We start from the raw sequence: 22,988 nt of genomic DNA on the forward strand, positions 1-22,988 counted from the left end.
TGTTTCTGATGTTGATGTGGCGCGAATGGATTATTTCCACTCAATTACTGGAGCTTAATCATGCATTATCGAAATCAGTCGGTTTTACTTGCTTCAAAACATGAGAAAGAAAAAGCAATTGCTAAGGTATTTTTTGATACACTTTCGTGCACATTGGATGTGCACGAATTTGATACCGACCAATTTGGAAGCTTTACTGGTGAAATACCAAGGACACTAAGCCCCTATGATACCTGTGTTTTAAAGGCAAAACGTGCTGCAGAGGATTACGGTTATGATTTAGTCATTGCCAGTGAGGGAAGTTTTGGGCCGCATCCAGCATTTCCATTTACCCCTGTTGATCATGAGATTATGGTATTTCTTGATCGCAAAAACAATTGGGTGATTGCTGAGCAATATACTACACCCAAAACAAATTATCGTATGATGACAATAACTGCACAAACAGAGCTAAGCGATTTTTTAGATAAAGCAGGTTTCCCCGAACATGGCCTCACTTTGCAGACCAATAGTGATAAAAAGGTGCTTGCGAAAGGAATTAGAGACAGAACAGCGCTGAAAAATGCCCTCTCTCTTGGGTTTCAAAACGAAAAGGAGCTCTTTCTTGCCACGGATATGAGAGCCATGATGAATCCAACCAGAATGAATGCGATTTCTATGCTAGCCGAAAAGTTAGCTCATCGAATTCAATGCTGTTGCCCTGACTGCTTAGCTCCTGGTTTTGGATTAAAACAAGTCTCAGGCTACCTTCCTTGCGGTGAATGCTCATCCCCGACTTCATTATGCCAATACGAGATTTGGGGTTGTATCCAGTGTGATTATCAAGAGAAGCGGCCAAGAGGAGACGGTGTGAAAGTAGCTGAGCCACAATATTGCGATTATTGTAACCCTTAAAAGTACTTTGAATACAACATTCTCGCAAATAATTAAGCTTGATCTTGCCTGGTTATGAGTTCGATAATTTGCTCAAAGGTCAAAATCGCTTGTAAGTCAGGGGGTTCAAATTTATGGGGGAGAATCATGTACTCCTATTTTTAACTATTTGGCAGATCAATTTTAATTTCGGACCCAAATGCAAGGCGTAAGGCATTAGCAATCGCAAGGATATCAATGCATTCTTGCAGAATTGCACCTAAAACCGGATTTATATAACCCGTTGCGGCAAATCCCATTCCAATAAGACTTAAAAGCATTCCTCCTACAGCACTTTGTGCGGCAATAGTTCTTGTATGGATACTTAGATGTAGCAATTCATCTACTTTATTTAAGGTATTTTCCATAATAACAGCGCCTGCAGCCTCAGCAGTCACATTGCTGTGTTGCCCAAAAGCAATTCCAACGGTGGCTGCGGTTAAAGCGGGGGCGTCATTAATGCCGTCTCCCATAAATACTGTAGGGGCGTTTTTTCTTTCTCTGCGCACGATAGCCAGTTTTTGTTCAGGGCTTTGAGACGCATATATTTCTGTAAACGGAATTAATTCCGCAAGATATTTCACCTCGGACTCACGGTCTCCGGAAACCAGCATAATTTTTTTAAATTGATGCGCTGGCTTCAAATGACTGATAAATGATTTGCTTTCTGCCCGCGGTGCATCGTGAAAATGTAAAGTGGCCGCGTATTCGCTATCAATTAAAATAATACATTCTAAACCTGGGGAAACAGGAGGGAGCAATAATTGAGAATCAGGCAACATTTCTAATAGTTTTTTTCGGCTCGTAACATTTACTTTTCGATGATTGATGATACCGTTTAAACCCTGTCCAGGCTTCTCCGATACATCCGTCGATTCTAATAAATCAATATGTCGTTCTTTTGTTGCTTTAATTACAGCATTGGCAAGGGGATGCTTTGAATAACGCTCGAGACTGCCGACATATTGCAGAATTTGCTCTTTTGTATAATTTGGAGTGGTATGAATTTGGGTTAAAGTGGGTTTGCCGTAGGTCAGTGTTCCTGTTTTGTCAAAAATAGCAGTTTTACAGGTAGGTAAGCGCTCCAGAACGACTGGATCTTTTATGATAATAGCCTGTTTTGCAGCGCGTGAAATCGCGCTAATAATCGTAATGGGAATAGCAATTAGTAAAGGGCAGGGTGTGGCAATAACCAGTACCGCAAGAAAACGGATGGCATCATTTGTAAAATACCAGGTGAGCGCTGCGAATAATAAAGCCAGAGGTGCAAAAATTGCCCCAATTTGATCCCCTAATCGACGGATCGAAGGGCGTTTTTGTTCTGCTTCTTCTAAAACGTTCACAATAATCGCAAACCGTGAATCGACTGGTAGTCTGGACGCTTGAATGACAAGTACCGACTCACCGTTGATAGCCCCTGATAAAACGGACACGCCGGGTGCCTTGGAAATCTGGTAAGGCTCTCCGGTAAGATAAGATTCATCCATTGAACCATTTCCCTCAATGACTATGCCATCCACAGGGCAGGTTTCATGCGGATAAATAACAATTTCATCATTAATATGAATGTCAGCTACGGGGATATCAGAAATATCACCATCAATCTTACGATGAGCAAAAGTGGGCATTCGTTTCACCAATGCCAATAAGACAGAAGATGCTTTATGCCGTGCGTAACGTTCTAATGTCTGTCCACTGGCTAACATCAGGATTATTAACGATGCGGCTAAATATTGCTGCAAGATAACCCCCGTGACTAAAGCAATTGCAGCCAGGGAATCCGCACCAAAATTACCCTTTAGCAGTTTAAAAAAGATTTGCAGAAATAACGGGATTCCTCCTATGATAATCAAAGCTAATAAAGGAACATTGGCGAACCCGGAATTAGCTGCGCGTAGTATAAGATAGATACAGATAGCCAGGAGGGAAAGGAGCACGATAAACGATTGCCATTTAGATTGTAAAAACTGCGATAGACTGCTTATGGAATTTTCTCTTTTCATCAGCTTTCTTAATTAAGCTCTTGCAAACAGGTAATATATTGATTATAGGTTTTAAGTTTTCCAAAAACATGATACACCGCTTTATTGACTGGCGCACTGTATCGAAATTCGACATAGAAGAGAATGAGAGATAAATGGCATTAATTCAATTATCAGAGTTTGGTTCATCCCCCTTCGAACGTATTTTAGGCCATGTGCCTGAAATACTTGAGAATTGGAGTCAGCTTGAATCGAGTTTTTTTCAAAGTTCTAGGTTTAGTCCAGATTTTCTTGAGCAAATGAGACGAGTGTTAGCATTTAATAACCAATGCCAATACTGTATGGCAAAAGCCGGCCCGCCCGATCAAAACCCCGAGGATAACCGTTTGATCGAAGCACTTCGATTTGCCAATAAATTTGCAGTCTCCAACCTGGTTGAAGAAAAAGAAATAGCAGGATTAAAAAGTTACTTTTCAGAAGCGGAGGTTGTAGAGTTAATAGCTTTTTGTAGTTTTATTTCGGCCTCTCAAAGAATTGGCGCGGTTTTAGGGCTTAAAGAGGCTTCTTATTACAATGATTAAGACACAGTATAATACAGGTAAAGATTATTGAATCCATTAAAGAGCTTGCTAGACATTTCCTGGCCGATGTAAAACAATATACCAATTACGCAGTGTAATTCGTTGAATAATGAAGTAAAATACTTTATGAAGCAGGAACGCAGTTGGTTATTTGAATGAGGGAGTCATGAGAAGTTGTTTATTTTTATCTTTAGTTTCCATTTCTACAGTAATTTATTCCCAGCAATTTTCTAATCCATTACAGGTTGAAAAATTTGAAAAGACAGGAGTTTGTGAGGCTTGTGATTTGAGCAATGATTTCTATCTTTTTACCGATAAGAGTGGCGCTATTACTCTCAGTGATAGCAATTTAATTCGTTCCAGTTTGAGTATTTGGGGTAATCATCAATTCTCAAAATTTAATCGCATAATGGCCACCGAATTTTCCCTTGGGGCTGCTGACTTTTCTTATAGTGATTTTAGTTTCGCAAATTTAAAAAAAGCGAGAATGAGTAATAGTAATTTTACATCCTCAGATTTTTCTGGCGCTAATTTATCAGGTGCCAGTTTGGCTGGATCTAATTTATACAATGCGAAGATCACACCGGAGCAGCTTAAGTCCCTGAGTTCTTTTTGCAATGCGATTCTACCCGATGGAAAGATTGGCAGCTGTAATTTCACTCAGAGCTAAACTTGGGCTGCTGGTTATTTTCTTAAATATGCCTGTCATATTTAGAATCTGCAGTTGGTTTCGAAAAAAATGCCTTCAAAGTAAACAGTGGCAAAATGTCAAGACTGGTTCTTTTAAAAAAAAGAGGATACAATTCACTTCCCGAAACTTATATTCACTTCATTCGCTCTGTGGATAAGTTTTTTTAGCCTCTCTTCTTTATTAGTCATCTTATGTTCCGTTCTTCATGTCAAACCCATGAATACCAAGGCTTTTAACGTTTGATTCTTCGGGAATAAGAGGGTTAGTTATCCACAAAATCTGTGGATAACGATGTGTATAGAATGTTAGTGCCGCATGTCGCCAGGATACATTTACTCCGGGGAGGTGGGCTTATTTAATGCTAAGGTCATGAAATTTTTGCTGAATAGCGTTTGCCTGCTCATCTTGTAGCTTGTGAGTTAGCTCATTAAACAGCAGGGTGCTCGGCTCATAAATATAGAGGCAATATTTTCTTTCTTTGCCGAAAGTGGCGAATCCAGTGGCCGTTATCTTTCTGTAAATATTGCATTTAACATCAATAAAAAAGAACGAAAGAATAATTATTGCTCATCATATCCTATCATTAATCATAATGGCGGCGCTAAAATCATTGGGTTTGGGGATTGAGTGTGAGCGAAAGCATCGATCAAGGTCGAATTATACATAATGTTAATCAATACCTCGAACGAAATGGTTTTTCAATCAGATTTGATGAAGGAGGGGTGTGCCAAGGTTTGGCAATGATGCATGCCAAGTATTGCATGGAAGGTAGAGAAGCAGATTTTTGGGGGCTTTTGAAAAATATTTCCCATCCGTCATCTGATAGTGCGCTTGAAAATGCCCATATATTTATAACTCAGGTATTGTTAGCATTTGCAGCAAATCAATATAACCAAAATATCAGCCAGGATAATAGTTTTAGCATGCTCAGACTTGAGTCTGGTGGAGAAAGCAAGGCATTTTTGCCTGCATTTAGCTTTGCTCTGGTTGCGGATGACAGAAATTGGGCGAACTGTCTTAGGGAAATCGCGCTGGATGATAATGAAATAGCCCAGGTTTCCAGTATTGATCATGCCATAACAATCAGCAAAAAGAATGGTCAGTATCATGTGTATGATCCCGAATATCCAACAGGCATAAAGAGCTTTTCTACTGAATCAGAAGTTATCAATGAGCTTCATAAACGGGTTTTTAGCTATGAAACAGCTAATATGGGGCTGCAACTTCATCTTTTCAGAAAACCAGATGTAAACCCCAGACAATATCCTGCTGTTACCGACCTGTATGATCGCTATCTGCCTAACGTAAACGCCACAGCAACCGTACGAGGGAATTCTTTCTCAACACTTCGGGCTGCAGCCTCTATAAATTTTGACCCGAAGGTTACTGAATATTTACTTCGGCAAGGGGCTGACGATTCCCGTAATGCAGCAAAAATGGCAATCAATGCAAATAACACCGAAGCATTATCAGTCTTGTTAACTACATTGCCTGGAGATCAATCTGATCTGCTCATCTTCGCTTTGACTTCAGGAAAAGAAGCCGCATTTGACCTTTTGATGGAAAATGAAGCCAATGTGAATCTTTTCAAGCGAGGTTATGGCTCGATGTTGTTTTTTGCTGCAGAAGGGGGAAATGGTCTTTTACTAAAAAAGTGTCTGGAGATAACGAAAAATGAGATCCAGCGATACTACGAAAAGGCCCCTCCGGATATAAAAGAAAAACTTATAAACGAACAACTATGTCGTTGTTTATCCAATGTTGAGCAAGGACGCGAAGTCAATGTGCTTTCAAATGCAATAAAAAGTGGCGACAGTGAAGCATTTACCTTGATCTGGAATGAATTAAAATCCGCAGGATATAAGTTTCAGCCTCAGGATAATATGAATTATTTAGTTGCGGCTATTCAAAATAATAATGCCCTGGTTGTATCTAAACTTTTAAACGAAATCCCAAGGCAATTACTAGAAACGGCCACACTGAGTCAGAATGCCTTAAAGCGTGTTAACAATGACATATTGATTGAGCTAAAAGAGCATGGGGTTTCAGTTCCTTCTCTTCCCTCAAAAACAGAGAGCATCTTCAGCAGGATTTTTCTTTCTTTCCTGAAAAAAATATTCGGAGCAAAAGAACAACTGGCAAATGATATTACCGTTACATGGGATAGGCAATTGGAAGTGAAATCCACATTTTCCCCAGCCAAAAGCCAGGATTTTAAACAGCAATTGTTGGAAATGAGAAAAGAGGACTCTTTGGCCAAAGATGCCTCAAAAAATAATTTCAAGGAACAGCTAATAAAAATGAAAGACAGCGCCACGACAGAAAGCACACCACAGGTGATAACCAGTCCTAAAATGAGTGTTTAACTGTAATACCTGAATTTTAAGGGTTCCTGAAATGGTCTCCTGGTATCATGTGTCAGATTTGACAGTCTATTTGAGCAGACTATACTTATAGTGTAGGCAGAAGAAACGCGAGAGCGATTTCTGAGCCTGCATCAGAAACCACCTTAGGGTGGTTTTTGTTTTTCTGTCACAGGCATTGGCATTATTACAATAGTAAACCGCTAGTTTGGGGAGATTGCAAAGTGACACTCAGTTTCAGTGTCTGTTTTTTCCTCTTCGAAGAATATTGATACATCGTCCCATAATAGGGGATGAACCGATTCTTTGGCAGCTTTAAAAGCTTCTTCTGTTTTATTAAAACTGAAGCCTCTTTCATAAATATTGCCAAGCAGATGATGGATATAAAAACGATGTCCGTGTTTAGCTGCCTCCGTAAATAAAGGGGTTAAATCGCAACTATGCCGATAGTGATCAAACAGTTCAATATGACCGTAACAGGCACTGGCTTCAAAGGCTTTTATTCTTCCCTTCGAGGGACTTTCCTGTTTACAAATCACCAGTTCCAAGAGAGGTGTTTTACCCGCTGCACAAGCGTTATTTACATCATCCAAGGACCAGTCGATCCCCTCGAGTCTTGGTACAATATTCTGATCGCCGCATTGCAGCGATAGTCGTTTAAATGTGAAAAACTCTTCCTCAGATAGTTGCCATTGTGGTGTATTACGATAAGAGGCAAGCAAATCGATGAGCTGAATACTGCTTTTGGTATAGCTTTTCAAGTTTAAAATGCGTGTGTCAATGCGACACTGGGGAAATGATTGCAAGAGCCATTGCACCAGATTTACCTCGCCTGAATGAATTGCTTTAGCCAATAGTTTGTCAGAGGGTGTAAACTTTTGTGATTGGCTTATGGATTTCAAAAGGAAAAGATTTCCCGCTTCGGCGGCTGCTTCAGTGACTGTTTCGAGGTCAGCGTTATGCTCCTTAATCCACTGCTGGCAAAAATTGTTTTTTTGCATGTGTAAGGCGGCGAGAAATGTTAAAAATGAGACTGTCTTGATTTCTTCGCTGCTGAACTCATCATTACTTAAACGAGATAAGCATTGTTCTTCCTGGGGATTTTGCCAGGCACAACGGAGAATATCAGGGATTTGTAAATCATTAATCCAGGTTTTTTTCTGAATCAGAAATTGCAGAATTTTTCTTAACTCCGGAGGTTTTGCCTGGTGGTGTACCGCTTTTAAAAAGGCAATGGACTGATTTTGCAATAAGCGTTTGGCGAATATCAGGCAATGATAGGCATCGGCAGCCAAGCCCATATCAATTGCCTGAAGTAGCCTGGGAATCGTATCAGTTTTCCAAAAGCCGTCTTTGCTCGTATTCAAATGCCGCGAAAATTCCGCTGCTTTGGCAATATCACCCCATCGTCGTCTGCTATTATAACTAAGGTCAAAAGCTAAGAAAATTTCCTGACAGGAGTGCAGTTCCAAATACTCAAATTGCAAGCCCAAATGGCCCATCTGGACAGCATATTCAAGTGTTTCCTGGTGTAATCTTTTTTCGCCTCCTGTCAAAGGGAGCGGAATGAGTTTTTTCAAAATTTCTGCATAAATTTCTGGGCGTGAATTAAGTAAGGGGCGATAGAGATATAAAAAAGCGATGCGAACATCCATAGCTCCTGTTTGATAGGCGCGAGCAATACTGGTTTCATTTTCAGATAAGTTTGAACGTTCAAGTAATAAATCAATAATGATTCGATGACCAGAATTTTGTGCCAGATGGAGGGATTTAGCTGTAACCTGGCAATTTTTATCCAGTAAAAATCGAAGCAGACGAACATGGCCAATCTGGCATGCCAGATTAAAATGATAGGCCTCAATCGATTTACCATGATTCAGGCAATGCGCATAAAGTTCTACTTTGCCTGCTTCGGCCAGAATGCCCAAATCAATCATTTCCAGTGAACAATCATTATGCTCTTTTACAATTTTGCTTACTGCTTCAACATTTCCAGAGTAATAAAATCTGGCGAATAATTTTTTAGCCGGAAAACCACGCTGGTGCAGATAGTCGAATAACTCCGGGTCACCCGATTCCAGAGAGTCTAGCGCAAACTCATCCACACTGGATAAATTACCTCCCTGCGCTTTTTGATGTTGATATAATAATTTAACCAGCTTTAAACTACTGGCTTCATAACATACTAAAGAATAATCAATATCTTGAATGGATTGCTGTAGTAAAAAATCAACCAAATCCACATTGCCTGAATTTAAAGCAAGAGTAAAATGTTCTTTAGTTAATCGCGCTGGAAAACGCTCTAATAAATAGTTAACCATTGGCAAATTACCTGCCGATAGGGCGCTATTCAAAAAATATTTGGCAAAATATGGATGCTCATTAAACCATTGTGTACAAAGTTGATTGGCGGGCAAATAAAGCGCTATTTGTATCCACGAGGCGTCCAGTTTACCGGTTCTTAAAACTGCTGAATAATCATCCAGACAAAGTAAATGTAACATCTCAAAATAATAGGGATCCTGCCATTTATAGCGTACCCAGGCGGGTAACCAGTTGGCCTCTGAGAAGCGTTTTTGGCATTGCTGAAAACGGTTCACCATTAATATCTGATTTTCAGCTGTAATGGATTTAAATAAGTTGTTTTTTTGACCAAAAAACTGTTGGGCACCCAGTTTAGGCATGACATATCCTTATATCATTGAGGTGATTTAGATTGTATAGGTATTCTGACGCTTTTGGCGATATATGAAACCATAAGTGTTTGATATAATTTGATGCATATCTCTTATTCTTTGTAATCTTAAGAAAACTTCATCAAACGTGGTCTATAATTATACACACTATTAGATACCTGGCACCTATCTATGTTCTTAGTTTTGAGGTTCTAGCCATGACTCAGCCTTTAGCTTTACCTGCTACCGATACACAACTCAAACTATTTGTTGAAAGTTATAACAAGGCGAATGAGAATTCTTTGGACAAATTATATTACTTGCAGCAAATAACCACTTACCTTAGAAACAAGCAGTTTCTGTCTCCTCAACTCACCAGCTGGCGAAACTCATCATCTCAAGACGGACTGGAAGCCCATTTACAACAATATGGGATACATCGCGATGCCTCGGTATTATTGCAAAATATTGAATTTGCCACAGCCGTGAGTCGCTATGCAGGTGCTGATGTATTCGAGACAAACTTGTCTTTATATGAAGCGATGACTCAAGCTAATGCTGTCCTAAGACAAGATTATTCACAGACTGCATTAAATGATTATCTAAATGCCAATCAGGCGATAATGAAAAACTATCAGACAAGCCCCAAATTACAGGAAAAAATTGAAAGACATAAACATTTTTTAGCCTTAAGTTACGCTAAACTAGAATCTATTCAGGGGTTTGTTGAACAGGCTTTTCCCGAATATTCGACTAAAGTTCTGGGCAATCCTGCAGGGAACAATAAGAACTTTACATTTGATATTGACGGCATCAGAGAACAAGTGGTTATCCGCGTTGAAGACAGAGAATCTTTGGGAAAAGAACCTTTTCTTCAACTCAATGAAGTAAGTGAATATTTTTCGGAAGATTATGTCACCTTGATGGTGCCTTTTGAAAATGAAGACGAGGAAACTGAGTATAAACCAGTAGTTATTAGTAATTTTGCTAAAGAAGGATCTCTCTTAAATTACGCCCAAGCGCTTAAAGGGGAACAGCCCACAGCTATAGCAGCAGATGCCCAGCGTTTTTTTATTCAATTAACTGACTTTTGCCTGAAATTGGAAGCGGCAGGACATTATCATCCTGATATAAAACTATCCAATTTTTTAACCGACGGAGAGCGGATTATTGTTAGCGATAGAAAAACATTAACTGATAAAAAAAATCCTTCAATTATGGATATTCTAAGCTCGCCCAATTATGCCCCCCCGGAATATAAAGCCTGTTTAAACGAAGAAGGTGACGATCTTGACCCAATTCGGGCGAGAAAGACTAAAGTAGATATGCCGGCATACATGTCGTTTCAATTAGGGAAAGCGTTAAAAGAATTTATGTTTTATGGCTTCGGTAAAATCCAGACCCAGCAGGATGAGGAAGAATATGAAAACTGGAAGCCCCTTGATGCGGGGGAAGGCAACTCAGTCAATGATATACAGAACTTGTCTGTACTCATTCAGGAGTTAACTCGCTCAGAACCTTCCGATCGCTTACCCATTAAGCATTTACAGACGCTTTTGAATTTTATTAATCTCCCTCCACAAGAATTTCTTGCCAGGATTGAAGAGTTAGCACCCCAGTCAGCATTAAGTACTGGTAAAGAAATTGAGTTGTTAAGCAAGGTATTAAACGGGGAAGAAATTACAGCTGAAATGGATACAATGTTCGTGCAGGCATTGCAACAGATTAACGATCCAAGAGTTCCTTCGCTATCTAGAATGCAGTCAGACAGATTCGATACACAGATAGCCTCAGCCAAACAGCATTTAAGCAAGGTGGAAAAAGCGATTTTACAAGAAGATTTTAACAAGGCAGGCTTCTTCAGGCGGCTGCTGCATACAGTTACAGGAGGGTTATACAGAGTACCTGCGGTCAGCTCTGTTCAAGATTTGGTGCTTCAGAACAAATTGCCAGAAATGAATCAGGACACGAACTCTAATCTACAGATAGCTTTGATCGTAGGGATAAAGCAGGACTCCAAACTTAATAATCATCAGCGTTTATTATTAAACGAAATGCTGGTTGCTGTTGATACCCTGAATAAACCTAAAGCCCAGGAATCTGTTGGTATGCCCGATATTGCCCAGGAGCAGGAGGCAGGGCTTGACCCAGGGCCTGATGCTGACAATGAAGAGGGGCTTGACTCAGTCATTTACAGTTCAGTTATTTATAAGGATCCGCCGGTAGAGGAAAAACCGAGTCTCGATAACCAGCCCTCTGGTGATGCTGATAATAATTCGGTTATCCATACAGATACCTCAGTAGCTCCTGACAATCCCCTCCCTGAAAATAATGATTCCGAGGATAGCGAAGCGGATCGTGGATCGGTTATATATAATTCTGTTGTTTTTACAGATGCGCCAGTAGTTGGGGGATTTGATCCAGCAGATGTAGTATTTGATGAAGACATACCGGAAGGAGCCAACTTAAGTGAAGAGCAATGGAAGCCAAAAGTTGAGGATATTTCTACCACCATTAGCCGGGGAAACAGGCCGGCAGAGAGTGAAATACCCACACAACAAAAATTATCTCAATATAATAAAGTTAAACAATTTTTCAATCATGATAAAAAAGATGGCTATGAGCAGCTAGAGAATAGTAGTGACTGTGATAATGAGTCTTCTATAAGCAGAAAGACCAAGTAACACAGAAAAAACTATTCCCTCCACCACTCGATATGAATCAAGTTCAGACGCGTTTAGAAATAACCACACTCCTGATTCTGATAATTGCAGGAACCAGAAGAATAGCAGCGTGGAACTACGATACAACGATAGCGTGGGTAATAGTAATATTGGGGATTGGGAGCGTAATAGGGATTATAACCATTATAATACCCATTGTAGTATCCCGGGTTATTGGGATTGATGATGATAACCTTTTGCCCTCCCCAATAGCGATGATGATATCCATAGCCATAGCTAAGCGAAGTGCTGGCTAATGCCAGGAATAGACCGATCGCACAACATAACCGGTATTTCATTTCAGCTTCCTGTAACGACCGCATGCCAGGAACAATATCCTGAGATGCTAGTGGTTAACAAATTATCCTTATTGATTAATTATAGTACTTTTGGTTGGAGGCAGGCTATCTGAATTACTCTGGTTGGTGATCCGAAAGAACCTCGGCAATGATGTTCAAGGCTTGCCTGGCTTCTACAGCATTTGAGTTAGTCAGGTTTGCAACACAGATTAATGCTTTCCATAAAGTCCAGGCCCGGCCACGCGCCCAGGTGGCTGTGTCAAGATTAATTGCTGAGCGAAATGCCTCGCGGCTCTCACCTTTAAATAATGTCCATGAAATTGCCAAATCACAGGCGGGATCACCTACTGCCAATTGCCCAAAATCAATGACAGCATTCAATTGCCCATTTTTTATCAGCAAATTACCCAGGCTAATATCGCCATGAACCCATACGGGCGAGCCTTGCCATGTGGTTTCGAGCGCTTTTTCCCAAACGTCAGTTGCTGTTTTCACATCAATAGTGTCTTTAAGAATTTCAAGGGCTTGCCTTGTTTCAGCATCATAAGTTAACAGGGGGCCTCCACGATAGAAACTGTGAGGACCTGCCAAGGGTCCATCCCGTGAATCAATTTGCTCTAAGGCCGACAGAAATTCTGCCAGACTAATTGCAAAATCGTTCAAATTATTTATTGGTGCAGTGGCAGCGGATTCACCTTCAATCCAGCGATAAACCGACCAGTGCCAGGGGTATTCTGTTGCGGGTTGCCCCAAAGCTATTGGTGTTGGAACAGCTAAAGGTAATTGCGCTGCTAATTTTGGAAGCCATTTCTGTTCTTTTTCAACTTGTAAGGCATATTCAACTCTACTTGGCATACGCACTAGCATTTCATTACCCAGGTGGAAGGTACGGTTATCCCATCCACTGCGCGCAACGGGCCGAACAGGAAGGTTCTTCCATTGAGGAAACTGAGTTGCCACCAAATGGTATACAAGAGCCTCATTTATTAGCAATTCATCATTATGATTCATAAAATTTTGCCTGATTAAATTATTTTTGTGATGCGAGGCACGCGGCAATTCCACTGCTTTGTAATAGAACAATTTGTACTCCGCAGGTACGTCATCCTGAACTTAGCAAGTATCTCAAACTGCCTGAACTGAGCCAGATTCAGGAGATCCTTCACTGTGTTCAGGATGACGTTGAGACGTCCCCACGTCATCCCGACCGCAGCGAGGGATCTCCCTGCAGTGGCATGCTTTCTAAAGCAGGGACGAATACAAATCATCCCACCCAGGATTTAAGGCATTAATCAAATCATTCTTCTTTTTTCGCGACCATCCTTTGATTTGCTTTTCTCGCTCGATGGCCACAATGATACCTGAACAAACTTCATAATAAACCAGGCGGTCTACATTGTATTTTTGTGTAAATCCCTTGACTAGTTTATTCTTGTGTTCATATACACGGCGTATCAAATTATTGGTAACACCAGTATATAAGACATTATTGTGTTTATTTGTCAGCAGGTAGACATATGATTCCATTTGCATGTACTACTCCTTCTTTTGTTGGACTGTTTTGTTATCTCGGATTTTCCATAACACAGGGATAGTATCAGAAAAATAGATTATATAGGGTCGAATAGGTCAGAAAATAACGGTGGCAGCCTGTAACGGGAATGAAATGCTGGTATTGGTTATGTAAACTCGACTATGTGCAGGATGCAGGGAGATCCCTCGCTATGCTCGGGATGACGTGAGGAGGATTTAAACTCAAAAGGTTGGTTATTTGAAAATGCATATGGCAAAATTAAAAACATTTTGAATGAGTTTGCCTGATATGATAATGGAGTTCCTGAGAGATTTGTTACTTGTCTGGCGTAATTTTCATTATCATACTCTTTTGATCTGGAAAGCCATGAAGAAATACAGCGATTATTAAATACTAGCTATCAAAAAATTTCGTAACTCCCAGGTTATGGATCGTCTCCGTCATCCTGAACGCAGTGAAGGATCTCCTGAATCTGGCTCAGTTCTAAGCAGTTTGAGATCCCTCGCTACGCTCAGGATGACGTACATGGAAGTTACAAAATCTCTGAGACTTCCTCTGGACTAAGAATCTTTTTAATCTCTGGAAGAGCAAATACAAAGTTAGCATTATTAAAGCGTTTTATATCATTGAGAATCGCTTCTTTCTCGGAAATATTCGTTGGTGGCAGGAGCTGTTCCAGCATTTCTAAAATATCATTGCTGCCCATATCCTGATAAATGGGTTTATCAATAGCTCTGATTTCATCATCGCTTGCTCTTTCCTGCAACAAACTTAAAAAGCTTGTTTCTTCTTCATAAAAATGATTAAGGTTGGAAGCATAAAATCTTCTAAAATCTAAATAGACCTGTTTCCCATTGGGCCATCTTTCCTGTGATGGTAGGTTTAAAAGCGCCTTCATCTCGCCAATTATTTGCATGCCAAAGTTCTCAAGCTCAGAGTGGTTTGTCAAGAGCAATACCACTTCACTTTTACGAAAGAATTTATTAAATATAAATTCTTCTTCCCATCGGGCATGATTCACAAGTGTGCTCACATAGTTTTCAATCTGTTGATAAATAATTTGGACTTCCTGGGTATCGCGAAAGTCAACTTTGGCTAAGCTGATCAAGAGTTGAGCCCCTCGCTCTTCAAGAAATTTATGACAGGCAAATAAATGTGATTCTCTTTTCATTATTAATGTACTCACTTTATTACAACTAATTTCCCATTTCTAATATTCGTTTCAGCGATTGCTCAAACATATTTTTCAAACGATCAACATGGAAAACAATTTTTTGATTATTTGCCGTGGTCATGGAATGTTTCCGCATAAAGACAATCGTATAAAACAGACGATAGAATTCAAGTCGACGTTTTGCTTTTTTTTCTAATTCCAGGGCGTTCGCCCAATAATCAGTGTATAGGGTATCATGCCCATCATTTTCCAAGGCAGAATAGGTGAGGCCAAGAACAAACAAGGGATCGCCAAAGCATACCTCATCGACATCGACAATCCCTGAAATTTTTCCCTGGTGAACCAGCACGTTTCTCTCGCTGGCATCCCACAAGAAGGGAGTGGCTTTAATTGCAAGAAAATCTTTTTTCATACGGGTGGCAATAGAAATAGCTTTCGATACAGAGACTGCATCGAAAATATTCTGCTTGCTTATAATATCCTTGAATAAATGCAATCGCTGTATCAGGAAGTCATACCATGATTGAAATCCAGTTCTCTCTTCATAGCTCTGAGTTATGCCAAAGCTTGAGCCTTCCGGCAGCGCTTTTGTGCAGTTCTGAATTGCCACCATTTCCTGAGCCAGGTTTTTCTTGTCCGAATTGCTTAATTCCGGATAGACATTGCATAAATCATCACCTGGCAAACGCATCATCAGTAAAGCAGGAAATGAGGAATATTTTCCATCTAAATCGCAGCAGATAAATTGAGCCAGAGGCACACCCAGGGGAATCAATTTTTCCTGCCAATACACTGCCGAGATGAAGTGTTTTCTATTGGTTTGCTTAGTCATTCTCAGCACATACTCTGAGTTTGAAGTCTTAACAGCATAAACAAAATGCTGATCGCCTGTTGCCAGTCTATGTGAAGACAACACTTTTTCATTAATCATGGATGCGACAACATCTGCGGCTATATTTTCATTGGGTATTATTGAGGAGATGTTCATCTTAATTCATACTACTTCTATTTCATTAACGATTGGCGGTATTTTTCTTTCATTGAGATTTTAATGTCTTTAAATACTAATACTTCATTTTATAAATTAAAACAATTAAAGGAAATAGTATGTTTGCTGTGATTTACCGTTCATACATAAAGCCTGAGTTAGAAATTGAATATCAGAAATTGTGGAATCTGGTCGCAAGTTATTTTATTCAGAATAGGGGGGCAATTGGTTCTTGTCTGCATAAAACAGAAGATGGTATTTGGCTTGCCTAATTGGATCGATTGATTCAATAATCTGCTGATTTATGGTACTATATGCTTCGTTTACGATCCGCAGTTCTCTCAAAATGGATATTAGCTCCGAAAAAGTACTCCCTGATTGGAAAGAGGAGTTATCTTTTTCTTCTTTAGTTTTACGAAAAGAATTGTCTGACAATCTTCTTTCATTAGATTTTACTCAGATGACCCCCATTCAAGCGCAAAGCCTGCCTTTGATGCTGAATAGGACTGATGTGATTGCACAGGCGCAAACCGGAAGTGGTAAAACAGTAGCCTTTGGTTTGGGAGTACTCAATCATTTAAAAACTGAGCGAGTTATTACACAGGCATTAATTCTTTGTCCAACGCGTGAACTGGCGGAACAAGTCAGTCAGGTCCTGCGCCGTCTTGCCAGACTGTTACCGAATATTAAAATTCTGAATCTTTCCGGAGGAACCCCGATTAAACCGCAATATGACTCCTTACGGCATGGAGCGCATATAATTGTGGGCACACCAGGGAGGGTTCAGAAGCATTTAGATCAGAAAAGCCTGAGCCTGTCTCGTCTGAATACTCTGGTTTTAGATGAAGCGGATCGAATGCTTGATATGGGATTTGTCGATTCATTGAGGCAAATACTTTCTTACTGTCCATCAAAAAGACAGACGCTGTTGTTTTCTGCAACCTTTACACCACTTATTAAACAACTGGCACAAGAATTTATGCACCATCCTCAAGAAGTAAAGGCAGAGGAGCAGGAGAGCATACAAGATATTGAGCAGCGCTTTTTTGAAGTACCCGGCCCAAACGATAAGTATTCTGTATTGAAAAAGCTATTGACTCATTATCGACCCGCGTCCACCTTAATTTTCTGTAATACCAGGGAAAAAACGCAGGAGTTAGCTGCAGAGCTTAATCATGAAGGGTTTAACGCTGCTCTTATAAATGGCGATTTGGAACAGGCAGAGCGTGATCAGGCGATTATTCAGTTTGGCAATGGCAGCCGTTCTATTCTGGTTGCGACAGATGTTGCCGCACGAGGTCTGGATATCAAAGAGCTGCCTGCCGTCATTAATTATGAACTGGCTTTCGAAGCGGAAGTTCATATACATCGTATTGGTCGTACAGGACGTGCAGGCTGTAAAGGTCTGGCTTTAAGTATAACAACCCCTAAAGATGCCGGGCGCTTATGTGCTATTGAAGAGCTCATGGCAACCGAAATGGTCTGGGGAAGAGAGGATGAATTAACTGGCAAAACTGGCTCAGGTCAGTCTCCTGGAATGGTCACTTTACGTCTGATGGCTGGCAGGAAAGATAAAATTCGACCGGGTGATATATTGGGTGCTTTAACCAAAGATGCTGGATTAAAGGCGGAGGCAATTGGCAAAATTGATATTTTGAGTTCTCATTCCTATGTGGCTATTGAGCGAAGTCATGCGGGGAAAGCCTTTGAACAGTTTCAGAAAGGAAAGATAAAAGGAAAAAAAGTGGGCGTACAACGTCTGCCATAAATAATAAGGTAAATGATGACTCAAACAGGTACAGTACAACGTTTTAATAAAATTAAAGGCTATGGTTTTCTTATCTCCGATAAGGATAAGCAGGAAGTGTTTATACATTTCTCTGAAGTGCAGGGCACAGGATATAAAGAATTAACCATTGGTCAGAGGGTTTCGTTTACCTTAAATGAAGGGGAGCGAGGCAGGTTTGCTACTCAGGTACAAGTAATCGATTAAATACAGATGGGCCGTTTTCTATGTTAGATGTACGCAGTTTAAGTATGGTTTTTGGTAAAAAATCCTTATTCCAGGATGTGGATTTAATTTTATTGCCTTCACAGCGCTATGGTGTGGTAGGTGCCAATGGTACAGGAAAATCAACCTTCTTAAAAATTCTTGCTGGTGAAGAAACGCCTGTTCAAGGTTCTGTGGAAAAGGCAAAAAATTTAAATGTCGGTATTTTAAAGCAAGATCATTTTCGTTATGAAGAAGATAGGCTTATCGATGTGGTGATTCAAGGGAACGCCGTTTTATGGGATGCGCTCACTGAAAAAAATGAATTGTACACTAAAGAAGAGTTTACTGAGGAAGATGGATATCGTCTGGGTGAACTGGAAGAAATTGTAATGCATCACAACGGTTATGATGCAGAACATTCGGCAAAAAATTTGCTGCTTGGTCTTGGGATCGCAGAAAAATACCATGATAAGCCCCTAAGTGCCTTATCCGGGGGGTATAAATTAAGAGTATTGCTGGCCCAGGTTCTTTATCAGCAACCAGATATTATGTTATTGGATGAGCCCACCAACCACCTGGATATTGTTTCTATCGCCTGGCTGCAGGAATTTTTAAAATCATTTCCAGGCCTTCTTATTTTCATTTCGCATGATCGCAGTTTCCTGAATGCAGTATCCACCAATATTCTGGATATTGATTACGATACAATATCCAACTACACAGGAAATTATGATCAATTTGTGACGACAAAAGAAGAGCAATTGATATTAAAACAAAGTGAGCTAAAGAATCAGGAAAAGAAAATCAATGCGATGCAGACCTTTGTTGATCGCTTTGGTGCTAAAGCAAGCAAAGCCGCTCAGGCCGCTTCTCGCCAAAAGATGATTGATCGCATTCAATTGGTTGAAATCAAAGATTCCAATATCCAGAAGCCTTATTTTAATTTCCAGCAGCGAAGGCCTTCAGGTAAATCGATTATTAATGTTGAAAATATTCATAAAACATTTGGTGAGAAAAAGGTATTAAATCAAGTTGATTTTTCACTTTACCGTAATGATAAATGTGCCATCATCGGGCCTAATGGTATTGGAAAATCCACTCTCTTGAAAATTCTTTTGAACGAGCTTTCTGCGGATAATGGGCGCTTTGAATGGAGCGAAACGGTAACGGTGGGGTATTTTTCACAGGACTACCGTACTTTATTAGATCCCGAGATGACTATATTAGAATGGATGGAAGCTAATGCGGTGGCTACTTCCCAGGAAATACGCAATATCCTCGGCCAGGTTTTATTTCGTGGTACGGATGTAGATAAAAAAATTGCCATGCTCAGCGGAGGGGAGTCTGCACGCCTGGTTATGGCGAAGATCATCCTGGAAAAGCCAAATGTACTCATTCTGGATGAACCAACCAATCACCTGGATCTGGAGTCCATTGATGCTTTAATTGATGCCTTAAGCCTGTACCCGGGAACTGTATTATTTGTTAGCCATAATCGGCACTTTATCGATAATATTTCCACTAGAGTACTTGTGTTAACCGAGCGTTATGGCGCGCAGAATTATTTAGGAAATTATCAGGGGTATCTCGAACAATTTGGTCAGGATTACTTGGGGGCTCTCTGATATTAGGGGGGAGTGTTCATTAACTGTGTCATTACTCACAGGCCCGCCGTCATCTCGAACGCAGTGAGAGATCTCCGAATGCTGGCACAAACCAAGATTTGGGAGATCTCTCACTGCGTTCGAGATGACATGCATGCGAAGGATCTCAAGCTGCTTAGAGCTGAGCCAGACTCAGGAGATCCTTGGCTACGCTCAGGATGACGTACCCAGGGAGTTACGTTATTCTTATACAACTCTTTTCTTAAAAAAGTATTGTAATGTCAAGACTGGTTCTTCCAAAAAAAAAGAGTTAAAATGCATTTCCGAAAAATCTATTCGGATTTATTGTCCTGTGAATAAAATAATTCCTGGCGAATAGTTTCAAATCCTGTAATTTCCTCATCTGTTTATAAAACCCTTACCAGCAAAGGCTTGTCATCCCGAATTTACTTTAAATCATGTGTCTACTTATCCACAAAATCTGTTGATAACTGTGTGAATAGAATGTCAGATACTGGTTAATAGAGTAATCAGGCCATCATCTTCGCAGTTAATATTCAATTAATGTTGTCAGTATAAAATATGTACATTCCTGTTCGGTGAAAATGAGATACCAAGCCGCTATCATGCCTAAATCAAGATCAGACAAAGAAATTTTCTGCCTCGAAACCAGGTTAACTGCCTTAATTCTTAAGAATCCACAGACTTTGCCTGCTGTAGAAAAGATGTCCAAAACCATTGCGGATTTATTGACTCGCCCGCAAAACCGACGATTTCTCATGGACAATGATATTTTAACCGATCAGGGTGTTAACGATCTTTATAGCGATACGCATTTTGGCACTTTTGGCCCTGCTCTTGATTATTGCCCATTGCAAAGCGAAATTATGGCATTAATTATTGAGGATCTGACTACTTCACCGATAACAAACCTTCCGCGAATTATGCATCTGCATCAATTTTTTAGCGAAAAAATTTTTGATTTTTTACCTGATCGACATGTGAAGCATATTGTTGAGAAAACCGAGACTAGAAACCTTAGTGTATCACAGCGGGTAGCGAAAAAATTAAGCGCAAGGCCACAGGATATTGATGCCTGCAAAAAGGCTATTCATAAGCAAATATTTCAGGAAAATTTTTTAATACCGCGAATGCGTATTAAAGTAAAGGATCAGGGACAGAAAGTCCGTACCACAGGGATTGCTGATCCAAAAGAGTGTCCCACAAACTTTGAGATCCAGGAGCATACCAATGTTTTAGGTATTTTTATTCCACCACCTGATTCTGCATGGGCTGAAGAAATTTCACGGCTAAACCAGCCATTTCTTGCCGGACCTTCAGGTAGTACAGCCGATTCGTTATTGCAGGCGCTATTGATTGGAAATTTCAATAAGGAAGAACTAAAGCAGTATATCACAGCAATCTTTGGGTTCATTGGCGGAGGCGGGTTTCACACTGCCCATGAAATCATGTCAGTTGCGAAAATAGCAGGTATTGAATATCAACCAGGCTTTTATAATCATTTTCTTGCAGAAGACTTTTTAAATCTTGAGGCTGTTCAAGATCTTATCAAAGAATACCCTCAGTTTTTTAGCCGTACACTTAGCCGAAACGACTCCTCAATAGTATGTTCAAGACATAGCTTTTTCTCTTTGGCAAAAGAAAAAGTTTGTCAGTTAGGTGAGAAACTACTGGAAAAATCATTAGACGTCGCCGCAGATCTGACTGCTGACTGTGAGAGTTATTTTCCTAAACAATATCCAAATTATTGGTCAGCGATTTCAAACCAGTCCTGCGCATTGATTTCAAATACAATGATTAATGCCTCTTGCACTCTGGCTCTCCCTGCTGCTTCAGCCTTGCCTGCTTTGCCCTAGCGTTATGAGTTTGTGGCCTGAGCAAGTTAGGTTAGCTCCCTGCATCTATTATGAATATCAGTTGCGGCGATGGCTGCCTGGCTGGTAGCGACACAGATCTGATTCAGTCCATGAACTACATCGCCTGCCGCATAGAATCCTTTGATTGAGCTTTGCTGGTGTTTGTTAACAATAACCGCACCTTCTTTTAACTTCGCACCCACATCTTTCGCCAGTCGGTTATTATAAACTGAACCCAGCGCTGAATAGAGGCAATCGAATTTAAGTATTTTCTTATTATCGAAAGTCATTTTGGCCGAGTCAGAAGTTAATTGAATTTCCAGCAAATGATCGTTAACTAAAGTGATATCAGCTTTTTTGATTTTTTTAAAATCTGCTGTACTCCATGCTTCTGTTTCTCCAAGGGTCAGTAAAGACAATTTTGGTGTATACTCGCGTAAGAATAATGCTTCCCCTAATCCTGATTTGTTATAACCAATAACAGCTACTTTTTTATCAATTATTTCAAAGGCATCGCAAACCGGACAATGCCTGATTAATCCTTTTTGAATACCATCGTTTATGTTGCCCAGGCGAGGTTCTATATCCTTTACCCCGGTTGCCAGAATAATATTTTTTGCGTATTGAAATCCCGATTGAGTGCTTACCTGAAAATTGTAATCACCGAGCACTTCAATGGATTCAACGAATTCATGAATAATGGTTGCCTCATAATGAGATAGTTGATGTCTTAATCGGGTGAGTAACTCCGGGCCCGAGATACCTTGCGGAAATCCGGGATAATTATGAGAGAGCGGGATTTTTTCAGCCCGGCTGATTCCGCCGTCATAAATGAGTATATTACGGCGATAGCGGCTCAGATAAAGGCCTGCGGTAAGACCTGCGGGACCCCCGCCAATGATAATACAATCGAGAATATCATTTTTCATTGTTATTCTTAATGGTTAGCTAAGAATAATTATAGTACTTAAGCCTCGTTTATGATTTTCACAAACTGATTAAACTGACAACGAGACTCGCTTATTGAATTTGCAGTGTAGATAAATTATGATTGGTGCGCATTAATTGCTCATAAACAAAAACAAAGGTTGTAAAAATGAAAAAGATTTTGTCACTGTTTGCTCTTGGCACTTTGATTTGCAGCTGTGCATCCATTCCGGCCGACCCGCAAACAGCCCGTGTCATTGCTTCGCCAAATCCTGTACCCAAGGGTTGCAAGTACTTGGGACAAGTGGTTGGCAATCAAGGTAACTTTTTCACTGGAGGCTTTACTTCCAATCGAAACCTGGAAGAGGGTGCAATGAATGACCTTAAGAACAGAGCTGCAAAATTAGGTGCAAACTATATTCAATTAGTTACCAATCGTGCCGGAGTGACAGGTTCAATGAGCGGCTCTTTTGATCGACGCAGTGGATATATGAGCGGGGGTTCAGAGCAAACTAATGTTACCAATCTTGGAAACGCTTATTTGTGTCCGCCTAAATTAATTGGACTAGAGTAAAGAGTTCATCAACTGAGGCATGACATGTCAGATTTGGGAGATCTCTCACTGTGTTCGAGATGACGGCGTGGCGTGGCGTTCGAGATGACGC

19 protein-coding genes are annotated in these 22,988 nt (G+C 40.3%); 11 read left to right on the plus strand and 8 right to left on the minus strand.

Annotated features, from left to right (window positions below):
* The first annotated feature begins 60 nt into the window (after nt 1–60).
* Complete coding sequence (locus LXA66_RS06620; protein WP_233012487.1) at nt 61–894, plus strand: DUF6671 family protein; 834 nt, start codon at nt 61–63, stop codon at nt 892–894.
* Between the two features lie 140 nt (nt 895–1,034).
* On the opposite strand, the gene LXA66_RS06625 is transcribed toward LXA66_RS06620, so the two are convergent.
* Nucleotides 1,035–2,915: a heavy metal translocating P-type ATPase gene (locus tag LXA66_RS06625; RefSeq protein ID WP_233012488.1), complete on the minus strand. Its 1,881-nt coding sequence runs from the start codon at nt 2,913–2,915 to the stop codon at nt 1,035–1,037.
* A gap of 134 nt (nt 2,916–3,049) precedes the next feature.
* On the opposite strand from LXA66_RS06625, the gene LXA66_RS06630 reads away from it, so the two are divergent.
* The 3 genes from LXA66_RS06630 (at nt 3,050) to LXA66_RS06640 (ending at nt 6,532) form a co-directional block, all read left to right on the plus strand.
* Nucleotides 3,050–3,475, plus strand: coding sequence for a hypothetical protein (locus tag LXA66_RS06630; protein ID WP_233012489.1), 426 nt, complete (start codon nt 3,050–3,052; stop codon nt 3,473–3,475).
* A gap of 166 nt (nt 3,476–3,641) precedes the next feature.
* On the plus strand, nt 3,642–4,145 hold the full coding sequence (locus LXA66_RS06635) for a pentapeptide repeat-containing protein (RefSeq protein ID WP_233012490.1): 504 nt from the start codon (nt 3,642–3,644) through the stop codon (nt 4,143–4,145).
* Nucleotides 4,146–4,795: 650 nt separating this feature from the next.
* Nucleotides 4,796–6,532 (plus strand): hypothetical protein, encoded by a 1,737-nt coding sequence (locus LXA66_RS06640; RefSeq protein ID WP_233012491.1) that lies wholly within the window; start codon nt 4,796–4,798, stop codon nt 6,530–6,532.
* Nucleotides 6,533–6,732: 200 nt separating this feature from the next.
* Here the strand turns inward: LXA66_RS06640 and LXA66_RS06645 are convergent, their stop codons facing one another.
* The gene (locus LXA66_RS06645) at nt 6,733–9,213 is read right to left on the minus strand and encodes a hypothetical protein (protein WP_233012492.1); all 2,481 of its coding nucleotides are present in this window, start codon (nt 9,211–9,213) and stop codon (nt 6,733–6,735) included.
* A 209-nt stretch (nt 9,214–9,422) separates the two neighbouring features.
* Between LXA66_RS06645 and LXA66_RS06650 the strand changes: the two genes are divergently transcribed.
* Nucleotides 9,423–11,888, plus strand: coding sequence for a hypothetical protein (locus tag LXA66_RS06650; RefSeq protein ID WP_233012493.1), 2,466 nt, complete (start codon nt 9,423–9,425; stop codon nt 11,886–11,888).
* Nucleotides 11,889–11,941: 53 nt separating this feature from the next.
* Here the strand turns inward: LXA66_RS06650 and LXA66_RS06655 are convergent, their stop codons facing one another.
* The 5 genes from LXA66_RS06655 to LXA66_RS06675 form a co-directional block, all read right to left on the minus strand.
* A complete protein-coding gene (locus tag LXA66_RS06655) occupies nt 11,942–12,226 on the minus strand; it encodes a hypothetical protein (protein ID WP_112218131.1) in 285 nt (94 codons plus the stop codon).
* A 114-nt stretch (nt 12,227–12,340) separates the two neighbouring features.
* The gene (locus LXA66_RS06660; protein WP_233012494.1) at nt 12,341–13,237 is read right to left on the minus strand and encodes an aminoglycoside phosphotransferase family protein; all 897 of its coding nucleotides are present in this window, start codon (nt 13,235–13,237) and stop codon (nt 12,341–12,343) included.
* Nucleotides 13,238–13,468: 231 nt separating this feature from the next.
* Complete coding sequence (locus LXA66_RS06665; protein WP_233012495.1) at nt 13,469–13,759, minus strand: GIY-YIG nuclease family protein; 291 nt, start codon at nt 13,757–13,759, stop codon at nt 13,469–13,471.
* 533 nt (nt 13,760–14,292) lie between these two features.
* Nucleotides 14,293–14,931: a hemerythrin domain-containing protein gene (locus tag LXA66_RS06670; protein ID WP_233012496.1), complete on the minus strand. Its 639-nt coding sequence runs from the start codon at nt 14,929–14,931 to the stop codon at nt 14,293–14,295.
* A 25-nt stretch (nt 14,932–14,956) separates the two neighbouring features.
* A complete protein-coding gene (locus LXA66_RS06675; protein WP_233012497.1) occupies nt 14,957–15,922 on the minus strand; it encodes a phosphotransferase in 966 nt (321 codons plus the stop codon).
* A 119-nt stretch (nt 15,923–16,041) separates the two neighbouring features.
* Here LXA66_RS06675 and LXA66_RS06680 point away from each other — a divergent pair, with 119 nt between their 5' ends.
* The 5 genes from LXA66_RS06680 (at nt 16,042) to LXA66_RS06700 (ending at nt 21,396) form a co-directional block, all read left to right on the plus strand.
* On the plus strand, nt 16,042–16,194 hold the full coding sequence (locus LXA66_RS06680) for a hypothetical protein (RefSeq protein ID WP_233012498.1): 153 nt from the start codon (nt 16,042–16,044) through the stop codon (nt 16,192–16,194).
* Between the two features lie 74 nt (nt 16,195–16,268).
* Nucleotides 16,269–17,690, plus strand: coding sequence for an ATP-dependent RNA helicase DbpA (gene dbpA / locus LXA66_RS06685; RefSeq protein WP_233012499.1), 1,422 nt, complete (start codon nt 16,269–16,271; stop codon nt 17,688–17,690).
* A gap of 12 nt (nt 17,691–17,702) precedes the next feature.
* A complete protein-coding gene (locus tag LXA66_RS06690; RefSeq protein WP_370637197.1) occupies nt 17,703–17,915 on the plus strand; it encodes a cold-shock protein in 213 nt (70 codons plus the stop codon).
* Between the two features lie 20 nt (nt 17,916–17,935).
* Nucleotides 17,936–19,540 carry an ABC-F family ATP-binding cassette domain-containing protein gene (locus LXA66_RS06695; RefSeq protein ID WP_233012500.1) on the plus strand — a complete coding sequence of 535 codons (1,605 nt, stop codon included), beginning with the start codon at nt 17,936–17,938 and terminating at the stop codon, nt 19,538–19,540.
* 605 nt (nt 19,541–20,145) lie between these two features.
* A complete protein-coding gene (locus LXA66_RS06700) occupies nt 20,146–21,396 on the plus strand; it encodes a hypothetical protein (protein ID WP_233012501.1) in 1,251 nt (416 codons plus the stop codon).
* A gap of 26 nt (nt 21,397–21,422) precedes the next feature.
* On the opposite strand, the gene LXA66_RS06705 is transcribed toward LXA66_RS06700, so the two are convergent.
* A complete protein-coding gene (locus LXA66_RS06705; protein ID WP_233012502.1) occupies nt 21,423–22,325 on the minus strand; it encodes an NAD(P)/FAD-dependent oxidoreductase in 903 nt (300 codons plus the stop codon).
* 167 nt (nt 22,326–22,492) lie between these two features.
* Between LXA66_RS06705 and LXA66_RS06710 the strand changes: the two genes are divergently transcribed.
* Nucleotides 22,493–22,897, plus strand: coding sequence for a DUF4156 domain-containing protein (locus LXA66_RS06710; protein WP_112218121.1), 405 nt, complete (start codon nt 22,493–22,495; stop codon nt 22,895–22,897).
* The last annotated feature ends 91 nt before the right edge of the window (nt 22,898–22,988 follow it).

The sequence above is a fragment of the Legionella sp. 16cNR16C genome (genome assembly GCF_021297775.1).
Lineage (GTDB): Bacteria > Pseudomonadota > Gammaproteobacteria > Legionellales > Legionellaceae > Legionella_C > Legionella_C quinlivanii_A.

Excerpts from the sequence above, each read along its gene's own strand:
- LXA66_RS06620 (WP_233012487.1), top strand. The coding sequence starts at position 61 with ATGCATTATCGAAATCAGTCGGTTTTACTTGCTTCAAAACATGAGAAA.
- LXA66_RS06625 (WP_233012488.1), bottom strand. The coding sequence starts at position 2,915 with ATGAAAAGAGAAAATTCCATAAGCAGTCTATCGCAGTTTTTACAATCT.
- LXA66_RS06630 (WP_233012489.1), top strand. The coding sequence starts at position 3,050 with ATGGCATTAATTCAATTATCAGAGTTTGGTTCATCCCCCTTCGAACGT.
- LXA66_RS06635 (WP_233012490.1), top strand. The coding sequence starts at position 3,642 with ATGAGAAGTTGTTTATTTTTATCTTTAGTTTCCATTTCTACAGTAATT.
- LXA66_RS06645 (WP_233012492.1), bottom strand. The coding sequence starts at position 9,213 with ATGCCTAAACTGGGTGCCCAACAGTTTTTTGGTCAAAAAAACAACTTA.
- LXA66_RS06650 (WP_233012493.1), top strand. The coding sequence starts at position 9,423 with ATGACTCAGCCTTTAGCTTTACCTGCTACCGATACACAACTCAAACTA.
- LXA66_RS06655 (WP_112218131.1), bottom strand. The coding sequence starts at position 12,226 with ATGAAATACCGGTTATGTTGTGCGATCGGTCTATTCCTGGCATTAGCC.
- LXA66_RS06660 (WP_233012494.1), bottom strand. The coding sequence starts at position 13,237 with ATGAATCATAATGATGAATTGCTAATAAATGAGGCTCTTGTATACCAT.
- LXA66_RS06665 (WP_233012495.1), bottom strand. The coding sequence starts at position 13,759 with ATGCAAATGGAATCATATGTCTACCTGCTGACAAATAAACACAATAAT.
- LXA66_RS06670 (WP_233012496.1), bottom strand. The coding sequence starts at position 14,931 with ATGAAAAGAGAATCACATTTATTTGCCTGTCATAAATTTCTTGAAGAG.
- LXA66_RS06675 (WP_233012497.1), bottom strand. The coding sequence starts at position 15,922 with ATGAACATCTCCTCAATAATACCCAATGAAAATATAGCCGCAGATGTT.
- LXA66_RS06680 (WP_233012498.1), top strand. The coding sequence starts at position 16,042 with ATGTTTGCTGTGATTTACCGTTCATACATAAAGCCTGAGTTAGAAATT.
- dbpA (WP_233012499.1), top strand. The coding sequence starts at position 16,269 with ATGGATATTAGCTCCGAAAAAGTACTCCCTGATTGGAAAGAGGAGTTA.
- LXA66_RS06690 (WP_370637197.1), top strand. The coding sequence starts at position 17,703 with ATGATGACTCAAACAGGTACAGTACAACGTTTTAATAAAATTAAAGGC.
- LXA66_RS06695 (WP_233012500.1), top strand. The coding sequence starts at position 17,936 with ATGTTAGATGTACGCAGTTTAAGTATGGTTTTTGGTAAAAAATCCTTA.
- LXA66_RS06700 (WP_233012501.1), top strand. The coding sequence starts at position 20,146 with ATGCCTAAATCAAGATCAGACAAAGAAATTTTCTGCCTCGAAACCAGG.
- LXA66_RS06705 (WP_233012502.1), bottom strand. The coding sequence starts at position 22,325 with ATGAAAAATGATATTCTCGATTGTATTATCATTGGCGGGGGTCCCGCA.
- LXA66_RS06710 (WP_112218121.1), top strand. The coding sequence starts at position 22,493 with ATGAAAAAGATTTTGTCACTGTTTGCTCTTGGCACTTTGATTTGCAGC.